Here is an 18,886-nt window from a genome sequence, read left to right as displayed (position 1 = left end):
GTTACGCCTTGTCGAACCAGACTTGCGCGAAATTGGCACGCGAATGGCTGGCGGTATCGGTGACATTGCGCAGGTTCTTGGCCCACACGCCGAACCAGCGGAACTCGAACAGGTTGATGAGCGACAGGTCGCGTTGAGCGATCTTTTGCAACTGGACGTACAGGTCGCGTCGTTTGGCCGGATCGGTTTCCGTTTGTGCCGCTTCGATCACATGGTCCATCTCGGGGCTCGCGTAGCCGGACGCGTTGAACCAGGGGGTGCCTTTGGATTCTGCTTTCGACCAGTAATGCTGCTCTATGCCGATCTGCGGATCCAGGCCGTCGGTGCCCCAGGTGCTGATGAGCTGGAAGTCGTAGTCCGTGAACACGTTCTTGATCCAGGTCGGGAGGTCCTGTCCCCGCAAGGTGACGTCGATACCAACGCGGCGCAGCGCCTGACGCACGAATTCACCGGTGCGGCGATAGTCGTCGCCATACGGAATGAAATCGTGGTTGAGCTTGAAACGCCAACCGTCCGCCTGCTTCGGGAAGCCCGCCTTGTCGAGCAGGGTTTCGGCAAGTTTCGGATCGTACGGATACTGCTGCGTGTCGGGCGTGTAGAACGCCTTCACCAGCGACGATTCCGGCCCCGTGGCGGGCACGGCGTAGCCACCCCATACCGTCTTGACGAGGACGTCCCGATTGATCGCGTGCGCGATGGCCTGACGGACTTCGAGTTTGGCAAGAATCGGGTCCCGCAGGTTCGGTTCGAGCCACAACCATGCCGCGTAGCCGTTGTAACCCTCCCGGGACACCACGAGGTTGGGCAGCGTGGCAAGCCGGTCTGCGTCCGCGAACGTCACCGGATTGCGCTCGCCATATTGTGCGGCGCCGGTCTCGAGCGCTGTCGCTCGGCCCGACACGTCGGGCGTGATCTTCCACGTCAGGCGATCCAGATACGGCTGGCCGGGCGCCCAGTACTTATCGTTGCGATCCAGCACAATACGATCGCCGCGCAGCCATTCCTTGAACACGAACGGACCGGTTCCTACCGGTTTGTTGTTGTACGGATTGTTGCGGATATCGGTATTTTCGTAGAGATGCTTCGGCAGGATCGGCGTGCCGAGCGAATCGAGAATACCGAAGGTGGCAGGCGTCGATTTCGATAAATGCAGAACGACCGTATGCGCATCCGGCGTGTCGATTTTCGTCAGGAATTGCAACACGCGCCGCGATGCCGGGCTGATCTTGAGCCAGACCTCCTCGGCGGAAAATTTCACGTCGGCCGAGGTGAACGGCTGGCCGTCGTGCCAGGTGGCGTTCTGACGCAACTTGAAAGTCCACGTGAGGCTATCGGGCGAGACTGTCCAGCTTTCCGCCAACTGGGGACGCGGTTTCAGGTCGGGGCCGTATTCAACGAGACCATCGAAGATCTTGCTCGCGACCGCACCAATCATGGTCGCGGAATTGACGAAGAACGCGAGGGTCGGCGGCTCCGGATGAATGACTGCGGTCAGCGTGCCGCCTCGTTTGGCGCCCTGCAGCGTGATCGGCAGCGGTTCGGTCAATGCCCATGCCTGGCCGGTGAACATGAATGGCGTCGTGGCGCCCGCGAGCAGCGCTCCGGCGCCTTTGAGCAAGCGCCGCCGCTTGAGGTCGGCGACTGCCGCGCCTAGCGGATCATCGCGAAACAGGAGCGTCGAGGTCGAAGGCGGGAGTGGCTTGGGCGGCTTGGATGTCACGATGGGTTTTCCTTGTAGTGAACGGTAACGGCACATGCGACGACGGTACGGCGTCGATTAGCGCGCGCGTGTGGGGATGCTGCGGCGAGGTCCAGATGGAGCGGTGATCGCCGGTTTCGACCAGACGACCCGCTTGCATCACGAGCACGCGATCAGCGATATAGCGGACGACAGAAAGGTCGTGCGAGATGAAGAGCAGGGCGAGCCCGAGTTCGGCCTTGAGGTCGGCCAGGAGATCGAGAATCTGCGCCTGGATGGATACATCGAGCGCGGACACCGGCTCATCGCAGATCACGAGTTCAGGTTCGAGCACGAGGGCTCGCGCGATGCCTATCCGTTGTCGCTGGCCGCCAGAAAATTCGTGCGGATAGCGCTGCAGTGCCGAAGAGGGCAGGCCAACCGCATCGACTATCCGGCGAATTTTTGTTTCGCGTTCGCGTCGTTGCGACACGCCATGAATCGCGAGAGCTAGGCCCATAGTTCGTTCAACGGTATGCCGCGGATTGAGCGAGCCGTACGGGTCCTGAAAGATCATCTGCACGCGCCGGCGATACGGACGCAATGCACGGCGCCGGCGATGCGTGATGTCGTCGCCATCGAATACGATGCTGCCGGCGGACGGTTCCAAAAGTCGCGTCAACGCGCGGGAAAGCGATGACTTTCCGCAGCCCGATTCGCCGACGAGGCCCACGGTCTCGCCTGCTCGAATGTTGAACGAGACACCGTCGACCGCGCGTACGGCACGCCCTGCGCCGGGATAATCGACTTGCAAGTCGGTTACCTCAAGCAAGATGCGCGGGTCGGGATTCGCTGTTGCGTTTGTGCCGGGCAGCCGCTCGCTGATCGTCTCGGTCAGGCGGCCGTCGCGGTAATGCAGTCCCGCACCGAAGTGCAGCGACGCGCCAAGCAGCGCACGGGTGTACGGCTGCGAAGGATGCGCAAACAACGTCGCGCTATCGGCTTCCTCCACCTTCGCGCCGTCCTTCATCACGATCACGCGGTCAGCCCAGCGCGCGACGACGCCAAGGTCGTGCGTGATCAGCAATACCGCCATCGACAACTCGCGTCGCAACTGATCGATGAGTTCGAGAATTTGCGCCTGGATGGTGACGTCGAGCGCGGTCGTGGGTTCGTCGGCGATCAGCAGGCTCGGACGGCACGCTACCGCGATCGCGATCATCACGCGTTGCCGCTGGCCGCCGGAAAGCTGATGCGGATAATGATCAAAGCGCAGAGACGGCTCGGGCAGACGCACGAGGTCCAGAAGCTCAAGCGCCTGTTTGCGTGCCTCTGAAAATGACATCGGCTTATGCAGCGTCAGCGCCTCGGCGACCTGCCGGCCAATAGGCTGAAGCGGGTTGAGCGACGTCATCGGCTCCTGGAAAATCATGCCGATGCGATTGCCCCGCAACGCGCTCCATTCGCGCTCTCGCAGCGTGAGCAGGGCCTGGCCTTCGAAACGTATTGACCCTTCAACATGCGCTTGCGCCGGCAGAAGTCCCATTGCAGCCAGTGCGATAGTCGATTTACCGCTGCCCGATTCACCGACCAGCGCCAGCATTTCGCCGTGTTTAATGGAGAGATCGATGGGGTGAACGGCCGGACGTCCGCCGAACGACACGGCCAGCTTGTTCAATTCGAGCAGTGGAGTCGTCGGGTTCATTTGGACAGTGTGCAGGTCTGTTGTTTCGGCAATTGCACCTCGCTGCGGGGATAGCCGATCACCTTGTTCCCGCTGGTTCTTTCATCGATGCGATGCTCCATAGTCGGAAATCGCCGCTTAAGCAGATAAGGCGCTTTGAAAGTCAGGTTCACGTCGATGTCGATGTCGAAGCCGTTACTGCCGACGAAATGCATGCTGAAAGCGCTCAGAGGGCTGTTCTGGCTCATGGCGGGACACGCGACGGACTAATTGAAATGAAAGAGTAGCGATCGGCTTGCGGCGTTAAACACAGTGTCGCGAGCGACGAGGCAGGATCGCTAGCATGGCATGGCTGCGCTTTTTGGCTAACCATCGAATTGACATTTGCATTCCACGAAAGCGCCATCACCACGATGAGCCGGTCGTGGCGATGGCCCAGGCGGGCAGTGGTTATTTGCTTCCGGAATCCGGCTGGCCAGCGCTTAGCGCTGTGCGTGCCGCATTGCCCCGTAACAGTGCATTCGACGGCGCATGAATCCGGCCGCAGAGCACATTGCGATGATGCAGCTCTAGCGGATTACGACGTGCCAACCCATGGTTGCCCGCAAGTTCGATTGCGAGTTCTACCGACTGCGCCGAATTTTCGATGACTACATGCTTGAGCGTGCCTGCCAGTGAGTCGGGCGCGGTGCCCGCGTCAAAAGCCTCGGCATGACTGCGCATCAGCCAGTCGTTGGTTGCAAGCAGAATTTCAATGCGTCCCACGATCTCCTGTACGGTCGGCAGGCTGGCGAGAGAGGCGCCGCCAAGCGAACTGGGGCGTCGCTGGTTAAGGAATTCAATAAGCCAATCTCGCGCGGCGCGTGCGGCGCCGTCGTAGACCGCGCCCAGCAAGCTGAAATACCAGGCAATGCCTTGCGCGTCACGCTGTAGCCCGAGACGAGCAGGCTTGAGCGCGACCACGTCCGCGAGCGGGATGGCGACATCCGACAAAATGACATCGTGGCTCGCCGAGGCGCGCATGCCGATCGGGTCCCAGGTCTCCACTATTTGTACACCCGCCGCATTGCGAGGCACCAGGAAATGGCCGAGTCGCGGTTCGTCCTCGTCGGTCCGCGCCAACACATTGATCCAGGACAGCAGCGGCACGCCAGTCACGTAGATCTTGTGTCCGGACAGATGCCACTTATTGCCCACGCGTCGGGCGACGGTATCGGGCAACCCGCCGTGCGAGGGCGAACCGAGTGCCGGTTCGACTTGCGCCGCATTGATTAGCGAGCGCCCCGTGACGGATTCATCCGTGAGCCGGCGTATAAGGTGAGCGGGCCAGTCGGGGTCGTGGTTTCTTGCGGCACGCGAAATTGCAGCGTGCTGCGCGTAGTGCATCGCGAGGATCAGCGCGACCGATGGATCGCCGTGGGAAATCGCGCCCACCACCGCGCGCGCCACGGCAAGGCCTGCGCCATAACCGCCAGCCGAATGTGCGATCGTGAGCTTCAGCAACCCGGCCGCGCTCAGCGCGTCGAATTGCGCGCTGGGTGGCTCGCCGGTGCGGTCGTGTGCAGAGGCATTAAGCGCGAACTGCCGGCCCAATTCGACAGCTTTACTAATTAATTCTTCATGCGAGGTTGCGTCATCGCGGGGCACTGAGAACGTACTCATCGAGCAGGCACCGCTTCGTAGCCAGGTGCGAAAGTCAGGCCGTCGAGAACAGTCGGCTTGGGGTCATCCAGTAAGTGTGCGGTCATGATTCGATACGCTCAAGTGCGAGTGTCAGGTCCTGGCTTCGATCCAGGTGTCGGAGAAATCGCCTGCTGCCAGGTCGATGCTGTTGCTCAAGTTATGGACACGGGCGTTATAGACCTGCAACGAAGGCACCGTCACAAGTGGTAGCACCGGCAGGTCGCGGCCAACAATGCGCTGGACCTCCCTGAACGCAGCGCCACGCTTTGTTTCATCGGTCTCGACCGCGGCTTGCCGGAACAGCTCATCGACTTGCGGGTTTTGGTAGTGCGAAGCATTGATCCAGATCAGCGGATGCTTGACGCCGTCGGACCAGTAGATGCGTTGCACGCCGACAGTCGGATCATAGAGGCGTCCCAGTCCATTGATATTCAGGTCGAATTCGCGGGTGATGTAAGCGCGGCGCAGGAAGGTCGGCTGGTCGCCATCGAGAATAGAGAGCTTGATACCCACGCGAGACAGCGCTGCGCGAAGATACTCCGCCGTGCGCCTGAAGTCAGGGCCGGGGATGTAGGTTAGCCTCAATGCGAAGCGTTGACCGTCGGACTGTCTTTTATATCCTGCGTCGTCGAGCAGCCGGTTCGTCACGCTCAGATCGTACGGGTAGTGGAACGTGCTGTCGTCGAAATAGTTCGACAACACGGCCGAGACCGGGGAGTTCACGACGGCAGAACGCTTGTAATAGATATTGTCCCTGATGAAATTGCGATCGAGCGCCTGGGCAATGGCTTTACGCACTTCGGCCTTGGCCAGAATCGGGTTCTCGACGTTGAACTCCAGAAACGACGCATTGTTCAGATAAGCGTCGTAGGTGTCGTCTATGCGGAGTTGCGGTAGCGTGGCAAGACGCCCCAGATCAGCCAGCCCGACATTGCCGGCGGCATCCGCTTCACCCGTCTCGAGCGCGGCTGAAATGGCAGCCTGGTCGGGGACGATCCGGTAGATGACGTGGTCCAGATGAGGTGTGCCCTTGCGCCAATAGTTCGGATTCTTGCGCAGGCTCACGTAGCTGCCTCGCACCCATTTATCGAAGATGAACGGGCCGGTGCCAATGGGTGCATTGAGGTTCGGGCTGGCGAGCGGATCGCCGTCTCCATAGCGATGCTGCGGCACGATCGGCAGTTCCGCCGATGACAGCGCCTTGATGAGATAGGGCGTAGGCTTCGTGAGTACCAGCACGACTGTAAGCGGGTCCGGCGTATCAACGCGCGCTACATTCGCCAGCGTGATGCGCCCGCGCGGCCCGAGTTTTTGTTGCGTAAGCACCGAATAGCGCACATCAGCGGAAGTAAACTCACGACCGTCATGCCACGTTACAGCGGGCCGCAGCTTGAACGTGTATTCAAGCCCGTTGGCGCTGACGCTCCAGGAAGTTGCCAATAAGGGTTGAGGCTTGAATTGAGCGTCATAGCGCAGCAATCCCTCGGTGATCTTCGCGCTGATGTTGCGAATAGTTGTGTTGGTGTCGAGCAGCGACACCAGCGATGGCGGTTCTGTCGGGATGGCGTAAGTCAGCGTGCCGCCTTCCACCGGCGTGTTCGATGCGGCTGCGTCGGCCTTGACTGGCACGATCCCCGTGGCCCCGGCCGACATCAACGCAAGCGATGTTTGCAGGAACGCTCTTCGATTCAAAGTCATTTTTTATCCGGCTTAAGCTGGCTGCCCTGGCGTTGTAGTAAGTGCGCGAATGCCGGGCACGGGCGAGGAAACCAAGTATTTCAAGCGTACCGCTGGGGGCGTTCGTCGATCCACATGCGCGCCCAGCGAGCCGCATAGGCCACGGCAAGATCTGATTCGAAGAAGTAGTCGAGTTCGTCGAATACGAAGGCCGGCTTCAGCAGCGATACCTCATCCTGAATCACGAGATTGGCTGCGAACAGTCCGCCGGGTAGCGCCTGTGCCGCCGGTGCGACGTCATAACCTTTGTAATGCATGCTCGATTGGCCTCCGCGACATGAAGCATGTTGAAAGCAACGAGTCGAGGTTAGCCTGCTTATCGAAGCGCGAGAAATAAGCATTTGGCAAAAGCAAATCCGAATTGGGTCGTCGTTGGATAGATGCAAAAGAAGAGTGCTCCAACAGAGCGGCGACCGGACTTGAACGCTTGAACATGATGAACCCGGGCGCATTGCTCGAAAACGCATATGCGTACCAGTAGATGAGTCATATTGGTAGCGTGAATTGTTAGATCGAGCCGTGTTTCTGCATAGGCAATTCTTGGGTAATGTACGCGCAGGACCTGAGTGGTCCAAACGGACTTAGGCACTTGCCTGGCGAGGTGCGCCTGAGTTCATCAAGCGATCCGAACCCGCCGCATGTGAATCGAAGAATACCGGATCGATAATTTCGGAGCGCCCACATGAATGACCGTACTGCTGCCCTGCAGGCTTCCCCGTCCGCGGCGATTCGCCATCAGCTAGGTTACCCGGTGATCGACACCGACGTTCACACGAACGACTACACACCCGCCCTTGAGGATTACGTAGCGAATTATGGTGGTGTGGGCTTGGTGGACGCGCTGCGACGCGCATCAGGCGCACGCCGCAACGCGACCTTGCGCGATGGACGGGACTGGTACGAACAGACTCCGGAGGAACGGCAGCGGCATCGCACGATCAGGTTGCCGTGGTGGGCGCGGGTCACGCGCAATACGCTCGATGTGGCGACTTATCATCTCCCCGCACTGCTCTATGAGCGCCAGGCCGAACAGGGCTCGGATTATTCGGTGCTGTTTCCCAACAACGCGCTCGCGGCGCTGGCTGCCGGCGACGATAGGCAAGCGCTGCAGCGAGCAATCAATCACTACCACGCGGACCTGTATAGGCCATTTGCGGATCATTTGACCCCGGTCGCCGGCATCCCGCTGCACACACCGCAAGAGGGCATAGAGGAGCTTGAGTTTGCGGTCAAGACTCTCGGCCTTAAAGTCATCAACATCAGCGGCGGTGTGCGGCGTCCCATTCGCGCGCTCGCCGAGAAATATCCTCCCGAGCAATATCCGGATATTGCAAAGCACGCGTCTTACATCGACTTTTACGGCATCGACAGCGAGCACGACTACGACCCGTTCTGGGCCAAGGTTGTTGAACTCGGCGTACCGGTCACGACGCACTACGGCAGTCAGGGCTGGACCGGCCGCTCGTCGATCAGCAACTACATGTACAACCACATCGGACATTTCGCGGACGCATCGGAAGCGTTTGCGAAGGCGCTATTTTTCGGTGGGGTGACGCGCCGTTTTCCAGCGCTGCGGGTCGCACTGCTCGAGGGCGGTGCCGCATGGGGCGCGAATGTTTATATCCATCTCGCAGACCGTTTTTCGAAGCGCAGCCGCGAAGGGTTGCGGCACTATGATCCGCGCGAGACCGATCGCAAGCTTCTGCTCGAACTGTTCAAAAAATATGGCGATGGCCTGACCAAGGGGCGTCAACTGGAAGAAGAGACGCTGATTCGCGACACGCTCGGTTCGTCGTACACCCGTGACGCGCGCCAGCCCGCAGCGCACGAACTTGAAGACTTTGCGGCAGCCGGGATTGAGAAGGTCGAAGACATTCGCTCACGCTGGGTCGACAATTTCTATTTCGGGTCCGAGTCGGACGACCGCACGATCGCCGCCGCGTTTAATGAGCGCGCCAATCCGCTAGGCGCAAAAATCAACGCGATTTATTCGTCGGATGTCGGGCACTGGGATGTACCCGACCTGACCGAGGCGCTGGCGGAGAGCTGGCAACTCGTGGAGCAGGGCGTGATCAGCGAAAGCGATTTCAAGGCCTACGTGTTCGACAACCCTTACAGACTCTACACGCAGGCGAATCCTGATTTCTTCAAGGGCACAGCGGTCGAACGTGCATTGGCCGGGAAACGCTAAACGACTGTCCGACTGTCTCTGCCAGGAAAAACACATTGTCTACTGACTACACGCTTGACCGCTTGTCCCTTGAGGCCGTTTCCGGGTCCGCCAATGCAGCATGGCAAGCCCGCTACGGAACGCAGTTGCCCGAGTCTCTGCCCGAATGGAACGACACGCTGGAGACGTTGCTATCGCATCGCTCTGTGCGCGCCTATAGTGATCGGCCGTTGCCCGGGGGTACGCTTGACACACTGATTGCGGCCGCACAATCCGCGTCAAGCTCGTCGAATTTGCAGACCTGGAGCGTCGTCGCAGTTGAGGATACTGAACGAAAGGCCCGACTCTCCGTTCTGGCGGGAAATCAGGCGCATATCCGGGAAGCACCATTATTGCTGGTGTGGCTCGCCGACTTGGCCAGGCTTGAGGCAGTGGCGGCGAGCGCCAGCGTTAAGCCCGAAGGACTGCACTATCTGGAGACGCTGCTGGTTGGCGTAATCGACGCGGCGCTCGCCGCGCAAAACGCGGTGGTCGCGCTCGAGTCGCTGGGTCTTGGTTCGGTCTACATCGGTGCAATTCGTAACGCCCCCGTGCAGGTGGCCGCAGAACTGGGCTTGCCGGCGCATGTGCTGCCGGTATTCGGCTTATGCGTCGGCTACGCGGACGAGACTCGTCCAGCGCAGGTCAAGCCTCGCCTGCCGCAGTCTGTTGTATTGCACCGCGAACGCTACGATGCGCATGTGCAGCCAGCCGGCATCTCTCTTTACGATAGGATTTTGTCGGAGTTCCAAGCTCAGCAGGGTCAGTCCGACGCGGCCTGGACCGACCGCTCGGTGGAGCGCTGGCGTACCCGGGAGTCGCTGCATGGCCGTGACCGCTTGCGCGATGCACTGGCCGCACTGGGCTTCGAGTTGCGGTGAAGGCCTTGGCGTGCATCATGTAAGCCACACTTGTAAGCCGCACGCCAGCTTTCCTTAGACCTACGTCAGAACCGCTTCCTTCGTAACAATCTTGCGGGGAATCAGCTTCAGTTCGTAGAAGGTATCGGCGATGCGTTGCTGTTCGGCAAGCACAGTGTCATCGATCGGTTTGTACACGTGCGCATAGTGGCGTAAGCCGGTCTCGATGATTGCCGCGTCAAGACCCTGAATAGGCGCCAGTTGAGCCGCGGCCGCCGAGACATTCTGCTTCACCCATTGTCCTTCCTTGCCTAGCTCTTCCAGAGCGATTGCGATCACGTCCTTGCGCTTTTGCGCAAACTCGCGCTGACTCAAGAAGAACTGGTGATGGCTGGCCACGCCTTGTGCGTCGGCAATGAGACGTGCGTTGCTTTGTCCCTCCACTGCTGCAAGAAACGGATCCCAGATGGCCCAGGCGTCAACGGCATGCTGTTCCAGCGCGGCGCGGGCGTCGGCCGGCGCCAGGTACACAGGCTGAATATCCGGAAAGTCGAGACCGTTTTTGCGCAGCAGCGCAACGATGAACCAGTGGACGTCCGACCCCTTGTTGAACGCGATCTTTTTCCCCTTGAGATCGGCGACGCTCTTGATCGGCGAGTCTTGCACGACGACCACCCCTTCGGCGTGCGGCGTGGGAACCTCGTAGGCGGTATAGACGAAATCCGCGCCGGCGGCCTGGGCAAATACAGGTGGCGCCTCGCCAACATAGCCGAAGTCGATCGCCCCGACATTCAACCCTTCAAGTAACTGCGGACCCGCGGGAAACTCGTTCCAGGACACCTTGACACCAAGCGGCGCGAGGCGCTTTTCGAGTGCGCCATGCGCTTTCAGCAGCACCAGCGTACTGGCCGCCTTCTGGTAACCGATTCTGAACTGGTCTGACTGGTATTTTGCCCACGACGGCAACGCAACGCCTGCCATGGTTGCGCCTAGTGCTGCGATAAAGGTCCTGCGTCCCCGTTGCTTCGAGTCATTCATTGCCAAGTGTCCGGTAGTGGTTACTCATCAAGGCTGCAAGCGGCTAAGGCGAGGAGCGATCGGCTATATGCGCGTGGTGCACACACGCTGCCGCGGGACTCGCCGAGATGAGCCAAGTCAGATTTCGCGCAACGATAGAACGCAGCGCCGGCAATCACAACGAAGCAATTGAAATATGCATATGGCCCTTTGATGCCGTCATGTCCGCGGCTACTCCCGCCAGCGGCACGGCCGCTTATCGATCCGCGTCACTTTGTGAATTTCAAATGAAATTAAATTATTTCTGCTTTCTGCGCCTTGCTCTCATAGTCTCAGTCAGGCGGCGCATTGCGCCGCAATCATCATGAGAATAAGCCGCGCGACTGACCCGGCGTTGAACAGCCAGTCCCCGCGGTTTTCCGTCTTTCAATCCGGAATCCCTGGCTTGCAGGGCGCTGCTTTGAAGTGAATCTGGTCTGGAGCGCTGTCCGATGTCGCACGTATCGCCGTCTCCCGAGAGAGCGTCGCAGAAATCACTTTGGGTGGTTGGCATCGCCATTCTTCTGGTGTGCATCGAGGCAAGCTGGAAGACCCAATCGACAAAAGAGACCGGCGCCACCGCCGCGCGCCGCGTCGTTATTCCCAATGACGCGAAAGCACCTGACTATGTGGTTTACCGGGCGGTCGATGACCACACGGTTTCTTTCAGCCTGAAGGCCGGGGATGATTGCGTCTATGTAGACGATGCGAAAAGCGTGAGTCGGGACGGCAACACCGGCACGGCACTCGTGCCGGTTTTTTGTCCCGCTCGCGGGGCTGGATGGACATCGTTGAGCCTCTTGACGCGTAGTGAGCCTGCGCAGGCGCGTTGATGAGGCATTGCGGGGGGGCGCTTCGCGCTATATCCCCCGAACGCCGATCACCTCGATCACGCTGGTCAATCCCCACTGTACCAACCGTTCTTTGCTTTTACCGAATGTGCCCCAGGCGTCCACGATTCTTCGTTTTGCGTGGCGACGTAATTCCACCGCTTTGAGAACGACCTATGAAGCCCATCCCCTGGTTGAGTGTTGGCGCGGTAGCGGCCGTTGCGGTCGCGGTCACGCTGATCGGTGTCAAGAATGTCCAGGGCGACGTCAACCGCCAGATACTGAATGTGTCGTACGATCCGACGCGCGAGCTATACCTTCGGCTCGATCAGCAGTTCGTCGCCAACTATCAGCGTGAAAATGGCGTTCACCTGCAGGTGAAACAATCGCACGGAGGCTCCTCGCGGCAAGCGCGCGCGGTCATTGATGGTGAACAAGACGCGGACGTGGTGACGCTCGGACTGTTCACCGATATCGATGCGCTCCGCAAGCGCGGCCTGATTGCCGATGGTTGGCAGGACCGCTTGCCGCATCATTCCCAGCCCTATTATTCGACCATTGTCTTCGTGGTTCGCCGGGGCAATCCCAGAGGCATTCATGATTGGCCAGATCTGGTGAAACCCGGCGTGGAGGTCATCACGCCGGACCCTCGAACGTCAGGCAACGGGAAGCTCAGTGCGCTGGCTGCGTGGGGCGCTACGACGACGCGTGGGGGCACCGACGCTGACGCACGCTCGTATCTGGAGGCCCTGTACCGTCACACTACGCGCCTTGATAGCGGAGCTCGCGGCGCCGCGACCACCTTCGTTGTCGAGAAGGTGGGTGACGTTCAACTGACCTGGGAAAACGAAGCGATACGCGAGCTTGCCGACGCGCCGGGCGAACTCGAGATTGTGTATCCGCCGGTCAGTATTCTTGCCGAGCCTTACGTTGCGTGGGTCGACCGCAACGTCGCCCGGCACCACAGCGAGCGCTACGCACGAGCTTATCTCGACTACCTCTTCACTGATTCGGCGCAGGAGATCGTGGCGCAAGCGGGGTACCGGCCAATCAATCCTGCGATTGCCAGCAAATACGCTGACCGATTAAGGCCGATCAAGCTTTTCAACGTGACCGATATAGCTAAAAGCTGGGACGACGCCAGTCACAAGTTCTTCGACGAGAACGGGGTCATCGATACCGTTCTCGGTCCTGCCGGCACGGCGGCCGCCGAAAACGGCGCTGTCGCAATCCAAAAGAGTGGGGCATGAAACCCAGCATGAAACTCCTAAGCCAACTTAACTACACCACGCAGAAGGGTCGCCGGGATCTGGTGGCCGGCCTCACAGTTGCCGCCATATCCTTGCCGCAAGGCATGGCGTATGCGTTGATTGCCGGCGTCGATCCGCGCTTTGGTTTGTACTCGGCCGTGATAGTGACGCTGGTGGCGTCGATCTTCGGATCGTCGTCGCATCTGATCAATGGACCGACCAGCGCCATTTCCCTCGTGGTATTCAGCGCGCTCGCTTTTCTGGATCCCAATGCAAGCGCGGACATATACGAAGCCATGTTCCTGCTCGGCGTGATGGTCGGCATCATTCAAATAGCGATAGCGGTGTTCCGTCTGGGCGACCTTACACGGTACATTTCCGAATCCGTGATCCTTGGTTTCATGGCGGGCGCGGCCGTGCTATTGGCAGTCGGGCAGATCGGCAATGCGCTTGGCGTGCGTGAGAAAGGGACTGGCCACCAGCATGTGCTTTACCGGCTGTGGCTGACTGTCGTCCACGGCGATCCGGTGAACCTTAAAGCCCTTGCGATCAGTGCTGTCACGGTCGCGCTTGCACTCGCATTACGCCAAGCCGTGCGTCGGTACAAGCTGCCGCAATTCGATATGTTGCTGGTGCTGATCGTGATAAGCCTTTCCGCTTTTGCCTTGGGATGGTCGACGCCGGGGGCAGGGGGCAAGACGGCGATTTCGGTGATCGGCGCGTTGAAGGCCAGCCTGCCCGAGCCGCATATTCCTGAGATCAAGTGGTCATGGCTTGGGCAGCTCTCGTCGTCGGCAATTGCGATCGCGTTCCTTGGTTTGCTTGAAGCGCTTTCGATTGCTAAATCGATTGCGCATAGGACCGGCCAGCCGCTGGACTATAACCGTCAGTGCATGGCTGAAGGACTCGCTAACCTGGTAGGCGGCTTTTTCCGGTGTTTGCCGGGCTCTGGTTCTCTTTCCCGTTCAGCCATCAATTACCAGGCGGGCGCAGTCACACGGTTCTCGGGCGTGATCACGGCGGTGATCGTCGCCGTTGCAGTGCTGCTTCTGGCTCCGTTGACACGCTATATTCCCAAGGCCTCGCTTGCCGGTCTTCTGCTTGTTACGGCGTTCCGCCTGATCGACTTCGAACGCATCCGCTATGCGCTTAGGGCGTCTCGTTACGACGCGGGGCTCGTGTTGATTACGGCATTGTCGGCGCTTGTGATTGGTGTCGAGTTTGCCATTCTTGTCGGCGCAGCCGTGTCGATTGTGCTGTTCGTGCCGCGCGCGGCCAAATTGAAAGCGACCGAATTGTTTGTTAGTCCGGAGCGGGTGGTGCGCGAACGATTGCCGAGCGACCCGGAATGTACGTCGGTTGCGGTGTACGACCTGGAGGGCGAGTTGTTCTTCGGCGCCGCACTAGAGTTGGATCGTCACTTCGAAACGATCAATGCGCAAGTCGAGGCTCGCGGGATTCGCCACGTCGTCTTGCGGCTCAAGCGAGTGCGTAATCCAGACGTGGTGTGTATAGAAAAGCTCGAACATTTTCTGCGCGAAAGTCAAAGCAACGGCCGGATCGTTTTGCTCGCGGGACTGCGTCCTGAGTTGCAGGCGGCGCTGGGCAATCTTAAGTTCTCCGACTGGTATCCGCCCGAGCGTTTCTTCCCTGAAGAGGACGAGCGCTATTCGGCAACGCTTCGTGCAGTACGTTACGCGTATAGCCTGATTGCGGATGCGAATACGTGTGCCCACTGCGCACAGCACAGGGTAGAGCCGACTCCTGTGCAAGAGGATGACCGCCTGTATTACCTCGTCTGACTTGTATTGCAGATGAAATCGCTTTCAGCCGATGGCGGCCCGAGCCGGCGCTATACGTTCATGGCCGGTCTTGCCCGCCGCACTGCTTGAGTCAGAATCGGCCGCCGTATTTGCTATCACGAATATGTCATTTGACATCATTGCTCGTGGCACCAAGAATGGGCTTCATGTTGCGACGCACCACGTTCGCAGCATGTTTTCGAATTAGCCGCCATTGCCCGCAAGTGTCCGCCTACCAGGAGCATAGAAATGACCCAGTTTTCTCCGGAACAGTTCGCCGCAGGACAAAAAAGCCATGTCGACACATTCTTCAGCCTGACGAACAAGGTGTTCGAGGGCGTCGAAAAGCTGACCGCCCTGAACTTGCAGGCCGCGAAGTCGATATTTGCCGAGACGCAGGAAACCGCGCAGAAGACGCTGTCGGGGAAGGACCCCCAGGATCTGCTCAAGCTTCAAAGCGGCCTGACGCAGCCGGCCGCTGAAAAGGCCCAGGCATATAGCCGTCATGTGTATGAGATCCTGACGGGCACCCAGGCGGAATTCCTCAAGGCCGCCGAAGCGCAGTTTGCCGAATACAGCCACAGCGCGCAGAGCTTCATCGACACACTGACCAAGAACGCGCCGGCCGGCTCGGAAACTGCAGTGGCCCTGCTGAAGTCGACGATCACCGCAGCCAATACCACGTACGACACCGTTCACAAGGCAACGAAGCAAGCCGTCGAAATTGCTGAAAGCAGTTTCGACGCAGCGACGTCTGCTGCGTCGAAGGCGGCGAAGGACACCGCTACGCAGGCATCGCGAGCCTCTAAGGCCGCCTGACACAACACCCAGGCGGGGGGGCAATGCGCCGTGCAGCACCGACCGCCGGGGCGTTCCCTCCGGTCGGTCGGAAAGGGCTTTGTTGGCCACCCCTGCGGTCCTTTCGCAATCAAATGCTGCTTGTTCTCTGAGGTGCGAGGACCGACGCATCCGTTGTCATCCTTTGCTTACGAGCCGGTCCGCCGCGGACCTCGAAATCAGTTCACGAAACCATGCTTGAGAATGCTGACCTCCCAGCCGATCCGCGCGAACCAACGGCCGACGGTCAGCGCTCGCACGCCCGGTTCGGCATCGATCAGAACAAGCCGCGCCCCGAGGACCGCGACCCACTTGCCGAGGCTGATACCCAGTTGTCCGGCAGGAGCGCTCACTGATCCACGCAGATGCGCGCGTTCGTAATCTTCAGGCAGCCGCACGTCCAACGCGTAAGTTGTCCGTGATGGTTCCGCAAGCCAGGTCTGTAGTTCGTCCGCGTCGATAGTGGGAAAGCTTTCGGCAAGAGCCGCAAGGGCCTGTTTCGCAAAATCCAGATCGACGGGACGGATGGCCTGCAGAGGGTTTTCTGGTCCGTGATTGAGTGGGTAGCCCGCGTCAACCCAGCCGAGCGTCCCGAAGTCGAGCGTCGACACGGGGTTCGTCAAGCCAGCGAGGATCAGGGTCTGGGCACCGAGCACAGCGCGGGAGCGCCCAGCACAGGTGACGACTACATGCGTGTCTGGAGAATCAACCAGTGCATTGAACCGCGGCAGTATTTCGCCGCCCGGCGTCGGGAACGAGCCGGGAATGTGCTCGCGCTCGTACTCCGCTACTGAGCGGGTATCGAGCACGATCACCGAGGCACCGTTACGCCTGAGCGCGGCCAGTTCAGCGGCGGTCGTGACCGGCGTGCGGAAGCTTCTTTCCACCTCACCCGCTATCACCCGAGGACCTGCGATACGAATCGACACCACAGGCAGGCGCTCGTTACCGGTCAATCCGCCCGCGAGGCCCCGCACGTCGGTATAGCCTAGTTCGAGAAGCTCGGATGCGGCTTTCGCGATCAGCTTGCCGTCGGCATCGAGAAGCACGACTGGGGTATGCCGGTGCGGGACAAGCTCGCGCACGCGACTCGACAACTCGGCGGCGGCAACATTGGCTCCATGGAGCGGGGCGCCATTACCGAATTGCTGCGCCGGCCGCAGATCCAGAACGGCGAGCTCACCGGAGCTGCGCAGAAAAACACCCAAAGCTGTAGCGTCGACTTCCTGATAGGGCATCGTGAGATATTTTATGTTTGGGGATTGTCATTGGGATCGAGCACCCGTTGTCCGGTAAAACGTTTGACGCTTTGAACATTCGGCATCCTGACGAAACGAGACTCGTGATCGTAATAGTTCCACCATTAACGGCATTTTTCCAATAGCGCGCACTCGCGCTGTTGGCGGACGGAATAGGTGTACAGCGGACCAACATACGACGCGGGGTTCTCAGTCACAACCAAGCAATCGCACTATGCATATATGTCGCGCCGGCGGTTTTCAGCGCTGTCCGTGTATTGGATATCAGCATTGATCGTTTCGTTCTCAGCCCCTTGGTTGCTAGGATTGTTGGCCTGACGTGATCGCCGGTATGTTTTGTCGTTCCCGCCGTGGCGTGGTGCGTCGAGACCTGCACGAATCTCGCGGGTCGATTCCTTGATGCCGTGCCAGCCGGGCGCAGTGTCACTTACATAACGAAGGAGCATGGCGATGGGCATCACCGCAATCAATATTCGCAACCAGTTCAGGGGACACGTCAAGGAGATCATCCGTGGCACGGTGGTATCCGAGATCGACGTGCAAACGCCGTTCGGTATCGTCACGTCTGTGATCACCACCCGTTCCGTTGATGAACTCGATCTTCAGGTCGGCAGTGAAGTGGTCGCGCTCGTCAAGGCGACCGAGGTATCCATCGCGCGGCTTTGAGCTTCGTGCGGATCTGAATGGGAAATGAAGCCGAGACCCGGCTAGCTGGATGATCGCGGCTAGCCCGGCGGCGGTCGCTCAGGAGCTCAACAGTTCCGGCGTTTGCGTGGCCGGCGCCGCTATCGTCTCGCCCAATGCGTTTTCCAGCAGATGGACTTCCCATCCGCGTTGCCGCAGCCAATAGGCGGTCGTGACAGAACGGGTGCCGTCGTCATCGATGAGCACGAGGCGCGCGCCGCGCGTGGCCACCGTGCGGTGGGATACCGCGAGCAACTGGCCCCCCGGCGCCGAGATGGAGCCTGGAACATGGCCTGCTTCGTATTCCTCGGCCGAGCGGATGTCGAGCAGGTAGGTCGTGCGCTTATCGGTGTCCGCAAGCCATTCCTCGACGCCCTGATGGCTCACTGTGCTGACGTCAGCACGTGTCGCGAGTGCGAGCGCGTGTTTCACGCCGAAGCCGGCTGCGGCGGTACTGGCGGGCACGCGCTTCTCGCCGCCGGTAGCCAGTTCAAGCGTTTCGCGAGTCCACCCTGCGGTGCCGTCCTCTAGGAACGCGACGCGGTTTGGCACCCGCGCGTCGATGAGCGTCTGCGCGCCGATGATCGCGCGTGGAAGGCCCGCGCATGACACGACAACGAATGTGTCCGGATTGGGGACCTGGTCGAGGAAGCGATACAGAATCTCTTCACCTGGTGCGTTCACCGCGCCCGGTACGTGGCCGCGTGCAAACTCGTCCCGAGTCCGGGTGTCGATCACGATGACGTCCTCTTTCGCGTCGACCAGTTTCTTGAGCTGCGCTGCTTCAATGGACGGTGTGCCGCGCAAGTCGCGCACGCTTTCTGAAAAAATTATGCCGGGGATGTCGAAGGTGGGCAGCCCGTTGAGACCATCGGCCGTCCAAGCGGGAATACCGCCGGTGAGTACGTTGATGTCACTGTAGCCAAGGCGTTCGAGCGTCGCAGCGCCTTCTACGGCTGCGTCATCACCGTTGTCGACGAGCACGAGCCGCACCGACTTGCGTGGTACGAAGCGCAGCGCATCGCGTTGCAGATTTTCCACCGGCAGGTTGGTTGCAAAGAGCGGGTGTCCTTTTGCGAACGCTTCCACCGACCTCAGATCCAGCAGGGCGAGTTCCTCGCCGTTGCCGAGGCCGCTTTCTGTCAGCCATTTCTGTAGTGTCGCGCGATGAATATGCCGGATGCTCATGTCGATCTCCTGCTACGTAGTCTTGAATGAAGTTGGGACGCGATAGGCGGATGCTGTCGCGCTGGATCCGATGCCCGTTGCACAGGCAGGCGGCGAAGGTCCCGGAAAGGGCGGTGCCAGGAACCAACA

General features: G+C 59.9%; 16 protein-coding genes. 7 read left to right on the top strand and 9 right to left on the bottom strand.

Annotated features, from left to right (window positions below):
- Nucleotide 1: 1 nt before the first annotated feature.
- The 6 genes from FH08_RS0136985 to FH08_RS0136960 all read right to left on the bottom strand — a co-directional run bounded on the left by FH08_RS0136985 (nucleotide 2) and on the right by FH08_RS0136960 (nucleotide 7,039).
- Nucleotides 2-1,720: an ABC transporter substrate-binding protein gene (locus FH08_RS0136985; protein WP_031363166.1), complete on the bottom strand. Its 1,719-nt coding sequence runs from the start codon at nucleotides 1,718-1,720 to the stop codon at nucleotides 2-4.
- Nucleotides 1,659-3,383: an ABC transporter ATP-binding protein gene (locus FH08_RS0136980; protein ID WP_031363165.1), complete on the bottom strand. Its 1,725-nt coding sequence runs from the start codon at nucleotides 3,381-3,383 to the stop codon at nucleotides 1,659-1,661. The genes FH08_RS0136985 and FH08_RS0136980 overlap by 62 nt, the downstream gene beginning before the upstream one ends.
- The gene (locus tag FH08_RS0136975; protein ID WP_152603010.1) at nucleotides 3,380-3,577 is read right to left on the bottom strand and encodes a hypothetical protein; all 198 of its coding nucleotides are present in this window, start codon (nucleotides 3,575-3,577) and stop codon (nucleotides 3,380-3,382) included. Before FH08_RS0136975 ends, FH08_RS0136980 begins: the two co-directional genes overlap by 4 nt.
- A gap of 235 nt (nucleotides 3,578-3,812) precedes the next feature.
- Nucleotides 3,813-5,024, bottom strand: coding sequence for an acyl-CoA dehydrogenase family protein (locus FH08_RS0136970; protein ID WP_031363163.1), 1,212 nt, complete (start codon nucleotides 5,022-5,024; stop codon nucleotides 3,813-3,815).
- 111 nt (nucleotides 5,025-5,135) lie between these two features.
- The gene (locus tag FH08_RS0136965) at nucleotides 5,136-6,743 is read right to left on the bottom strand and encodes an ABC transporter substrate-binding protein (protein ID WP_031363162.1); all 1,608 of its coding nucleotides are present in this window, start codon (nucleotides 6,741-6,743) and stop codon (nucleotides 5,136-5,138) included.
- A gap of 80 nt (nucleotides 6,744-6,823) precedes the next feature.
- Nucleotides 6,824-7,039, bottom strand: a complete 216-nt coding sequence (locus FH08_RS0136960) for a hypothetical protein (protein ID WP_031363161.1) — start codon at nucleotides 7,037-7,039, stop codon at nucleotides 6,824-6,826.
- Nucleotides 7,040-7,464: 425 nt separating this feature from the next.
- Here FH08_RS0136960 and FH08_RS0136955 point away from each other — a divergent pair, with 425 nt between their 5' ends.
- Both FH08_RS0136955 and FH08_RS0136950 read left to right on the top strand, forming a co-directional pair.
- Entirely contained in the window at nucleotides 7,465-8,973 is a 1,509-nt protein-coding gene (locus FH08_RS0136955; protein ID WP_031363160.1) for an amidohydrolase family protein, read from the top strand.
- Between the two features lie 35 nt (nucleotides 8,974-9,008).
- Nucleotides 9,009-9,872, top strand: a complete 864-nt coding sequence (locus FH08_RS0136950) for an NADPH-dependent oxidoreductase (RefSeq protein WP_235210619.1) — start codon at nucleotides 9,009-9,011, stop codon at nucleotides 9,870-9,872.
- 60 nt (nucleotides 9,873-9,932) lie between these two features.
- On the opposite strand, the gene FH08_RS0136945 is transcribed toward FH08_RS0136950, so the two are convergent.
- Entirely contained in the window at nucleotides 9,933-10,889 is a 957-nt protein-coding gene (locus tag FH08_RS0136945) for a sulfonate ABC transporter substrate-binding protein (protein WP_031363158.1), read from the bottom strand.
- A 521-nt stretch (nucleotides 10,890-11,410) separates the two neighbouring features.
- On the opposite strand from FH08_RS0136945, the gene FH08_RS0136940 reads away from it, so the two are divergent.
- The 4 genes from FH08_RS0136940 to FH08_RS0136920 all read left to right on the top strand — a co-directional run bounded on the left by FH08_RS0136940 (nucleotide 11,411) and on the right by FH08_RS0136920 (nucleotide 15,608).
- Nucleotides 11,411-11,740 (top strand): hypothetical protein, encoded by a 330-nt coding sequence (locus FH08_RS0136940; RefSeq protein ID WP_235210618.1) that lies wholly within the window; start codon nucleotides 11,411-11,413, stop codon nucleotides 11,738-11,740.
- Nucleotides 11,741-11,913: 173 nt separating this feature from the next.
- Nucleotides 11,914-12,987, top strand: coding sequence for a sulfate ABC transporter substrate-binding protein (locus tag FH08_RS0136935; RefSeq protein WP_035568321.1), 1,074 nt, complete (start codon nucleotides 11,914-11,916; stop codon nucleotides 12,985-12,987).
- Nucleotides 12,988-12,995: 8 nt separating this feature from the next.
- The gene (locus FH08_RS0136930) at nucleotides 12,996-14,789 is read left to right on the top strand and encodes a SulP family inorganic anion transporter (RefSeq protein WP_031363155.1); all 1,794 of its coding nucleotides are present in this window, start codon (nucleotides 12,996-12,998) and stop codon (nucleotides 14,787-14,789) included.
- A 249-nt stretch (nucleotides 14,790-15,038) separates the two neighbouring features.
- The gene (locus tag FH08_RS0136920; protein WP_031363154.1) at nucleotides 15,039-15,608 is read left to right on the top strand and encodes a phasin family protein; all 570 of its coding nucleotides are present in this window, start codon (nucleotides 15,039-15,041) and stop codon (nucleotides 15,606-15,608) included.
- 197 nt (nucleotides 15,609-15,805) lie between these two features.
- Here FH08_RS0136920 and FH08_RS0136915 read toward each other — a convergent pair whose 3' ends face one another.
- Nucleotides 15,806-16,864: a rhodanese-like domain-containing protein gene (locus tag FH08_RS0136915; protein ID WP_031363153.1), complete on the bottom strand. Its 1,059-nt coding sequence runs from the start codon at nucleotides 16,862-16,864 to the stop codon at nucleotides 15,806-15,808.
- 471 nt (nucleotides 16,865-17,335) lie between these two features.
- Here FH08_RS0136915 and FH08_RS0136905 point away from each other — a divergent pair, with 471 nt between their 5' ends.
- On the top strand, nucleotides 17,336-17,551 hold the full coding sequence (locus FH08_RS0136905; protein ID WP_031363151.1) for a TOBE domain-containing protein: 216 nt from the start codon (nucleotides 17,336-17,338) through the stop codon (nucleotides 17,549-17,551).
- A gap of 78 nt (nucleotides 17,552-17,629) precedes the next feature.
- On the opposite strand, the gene FH08_RS0136900 is transcribed toward FH08_RS0136905, so the two are convergent.
- Entirely contained in the window at nucleotides 17,630-18,757 is a 1,128-nt protein-coding gene (locus tag FH08_RS0136900; RefSeq protein WP_031363150.1) for a rhodanese-like domain-containing protein, read from the bottom strand.
- Nucleotides 18,758-18,886: the final 129 nt, after the last annotated feature.

Origin of the sequence: Caballeronia sordidicola (assembly GCF_000729995.1) — a bacterium.
Classification (GTDB): domain Bacteria; phylum Pseudomonadota; class Gammaproteobacteria; order Burkholderiales; family Burkholderiaceae; genus Caballeronia; species Caballeronia sordidicola_A.
This window is presented reverse-complemented; position numbering and strand designations above follow the sequence as displayed.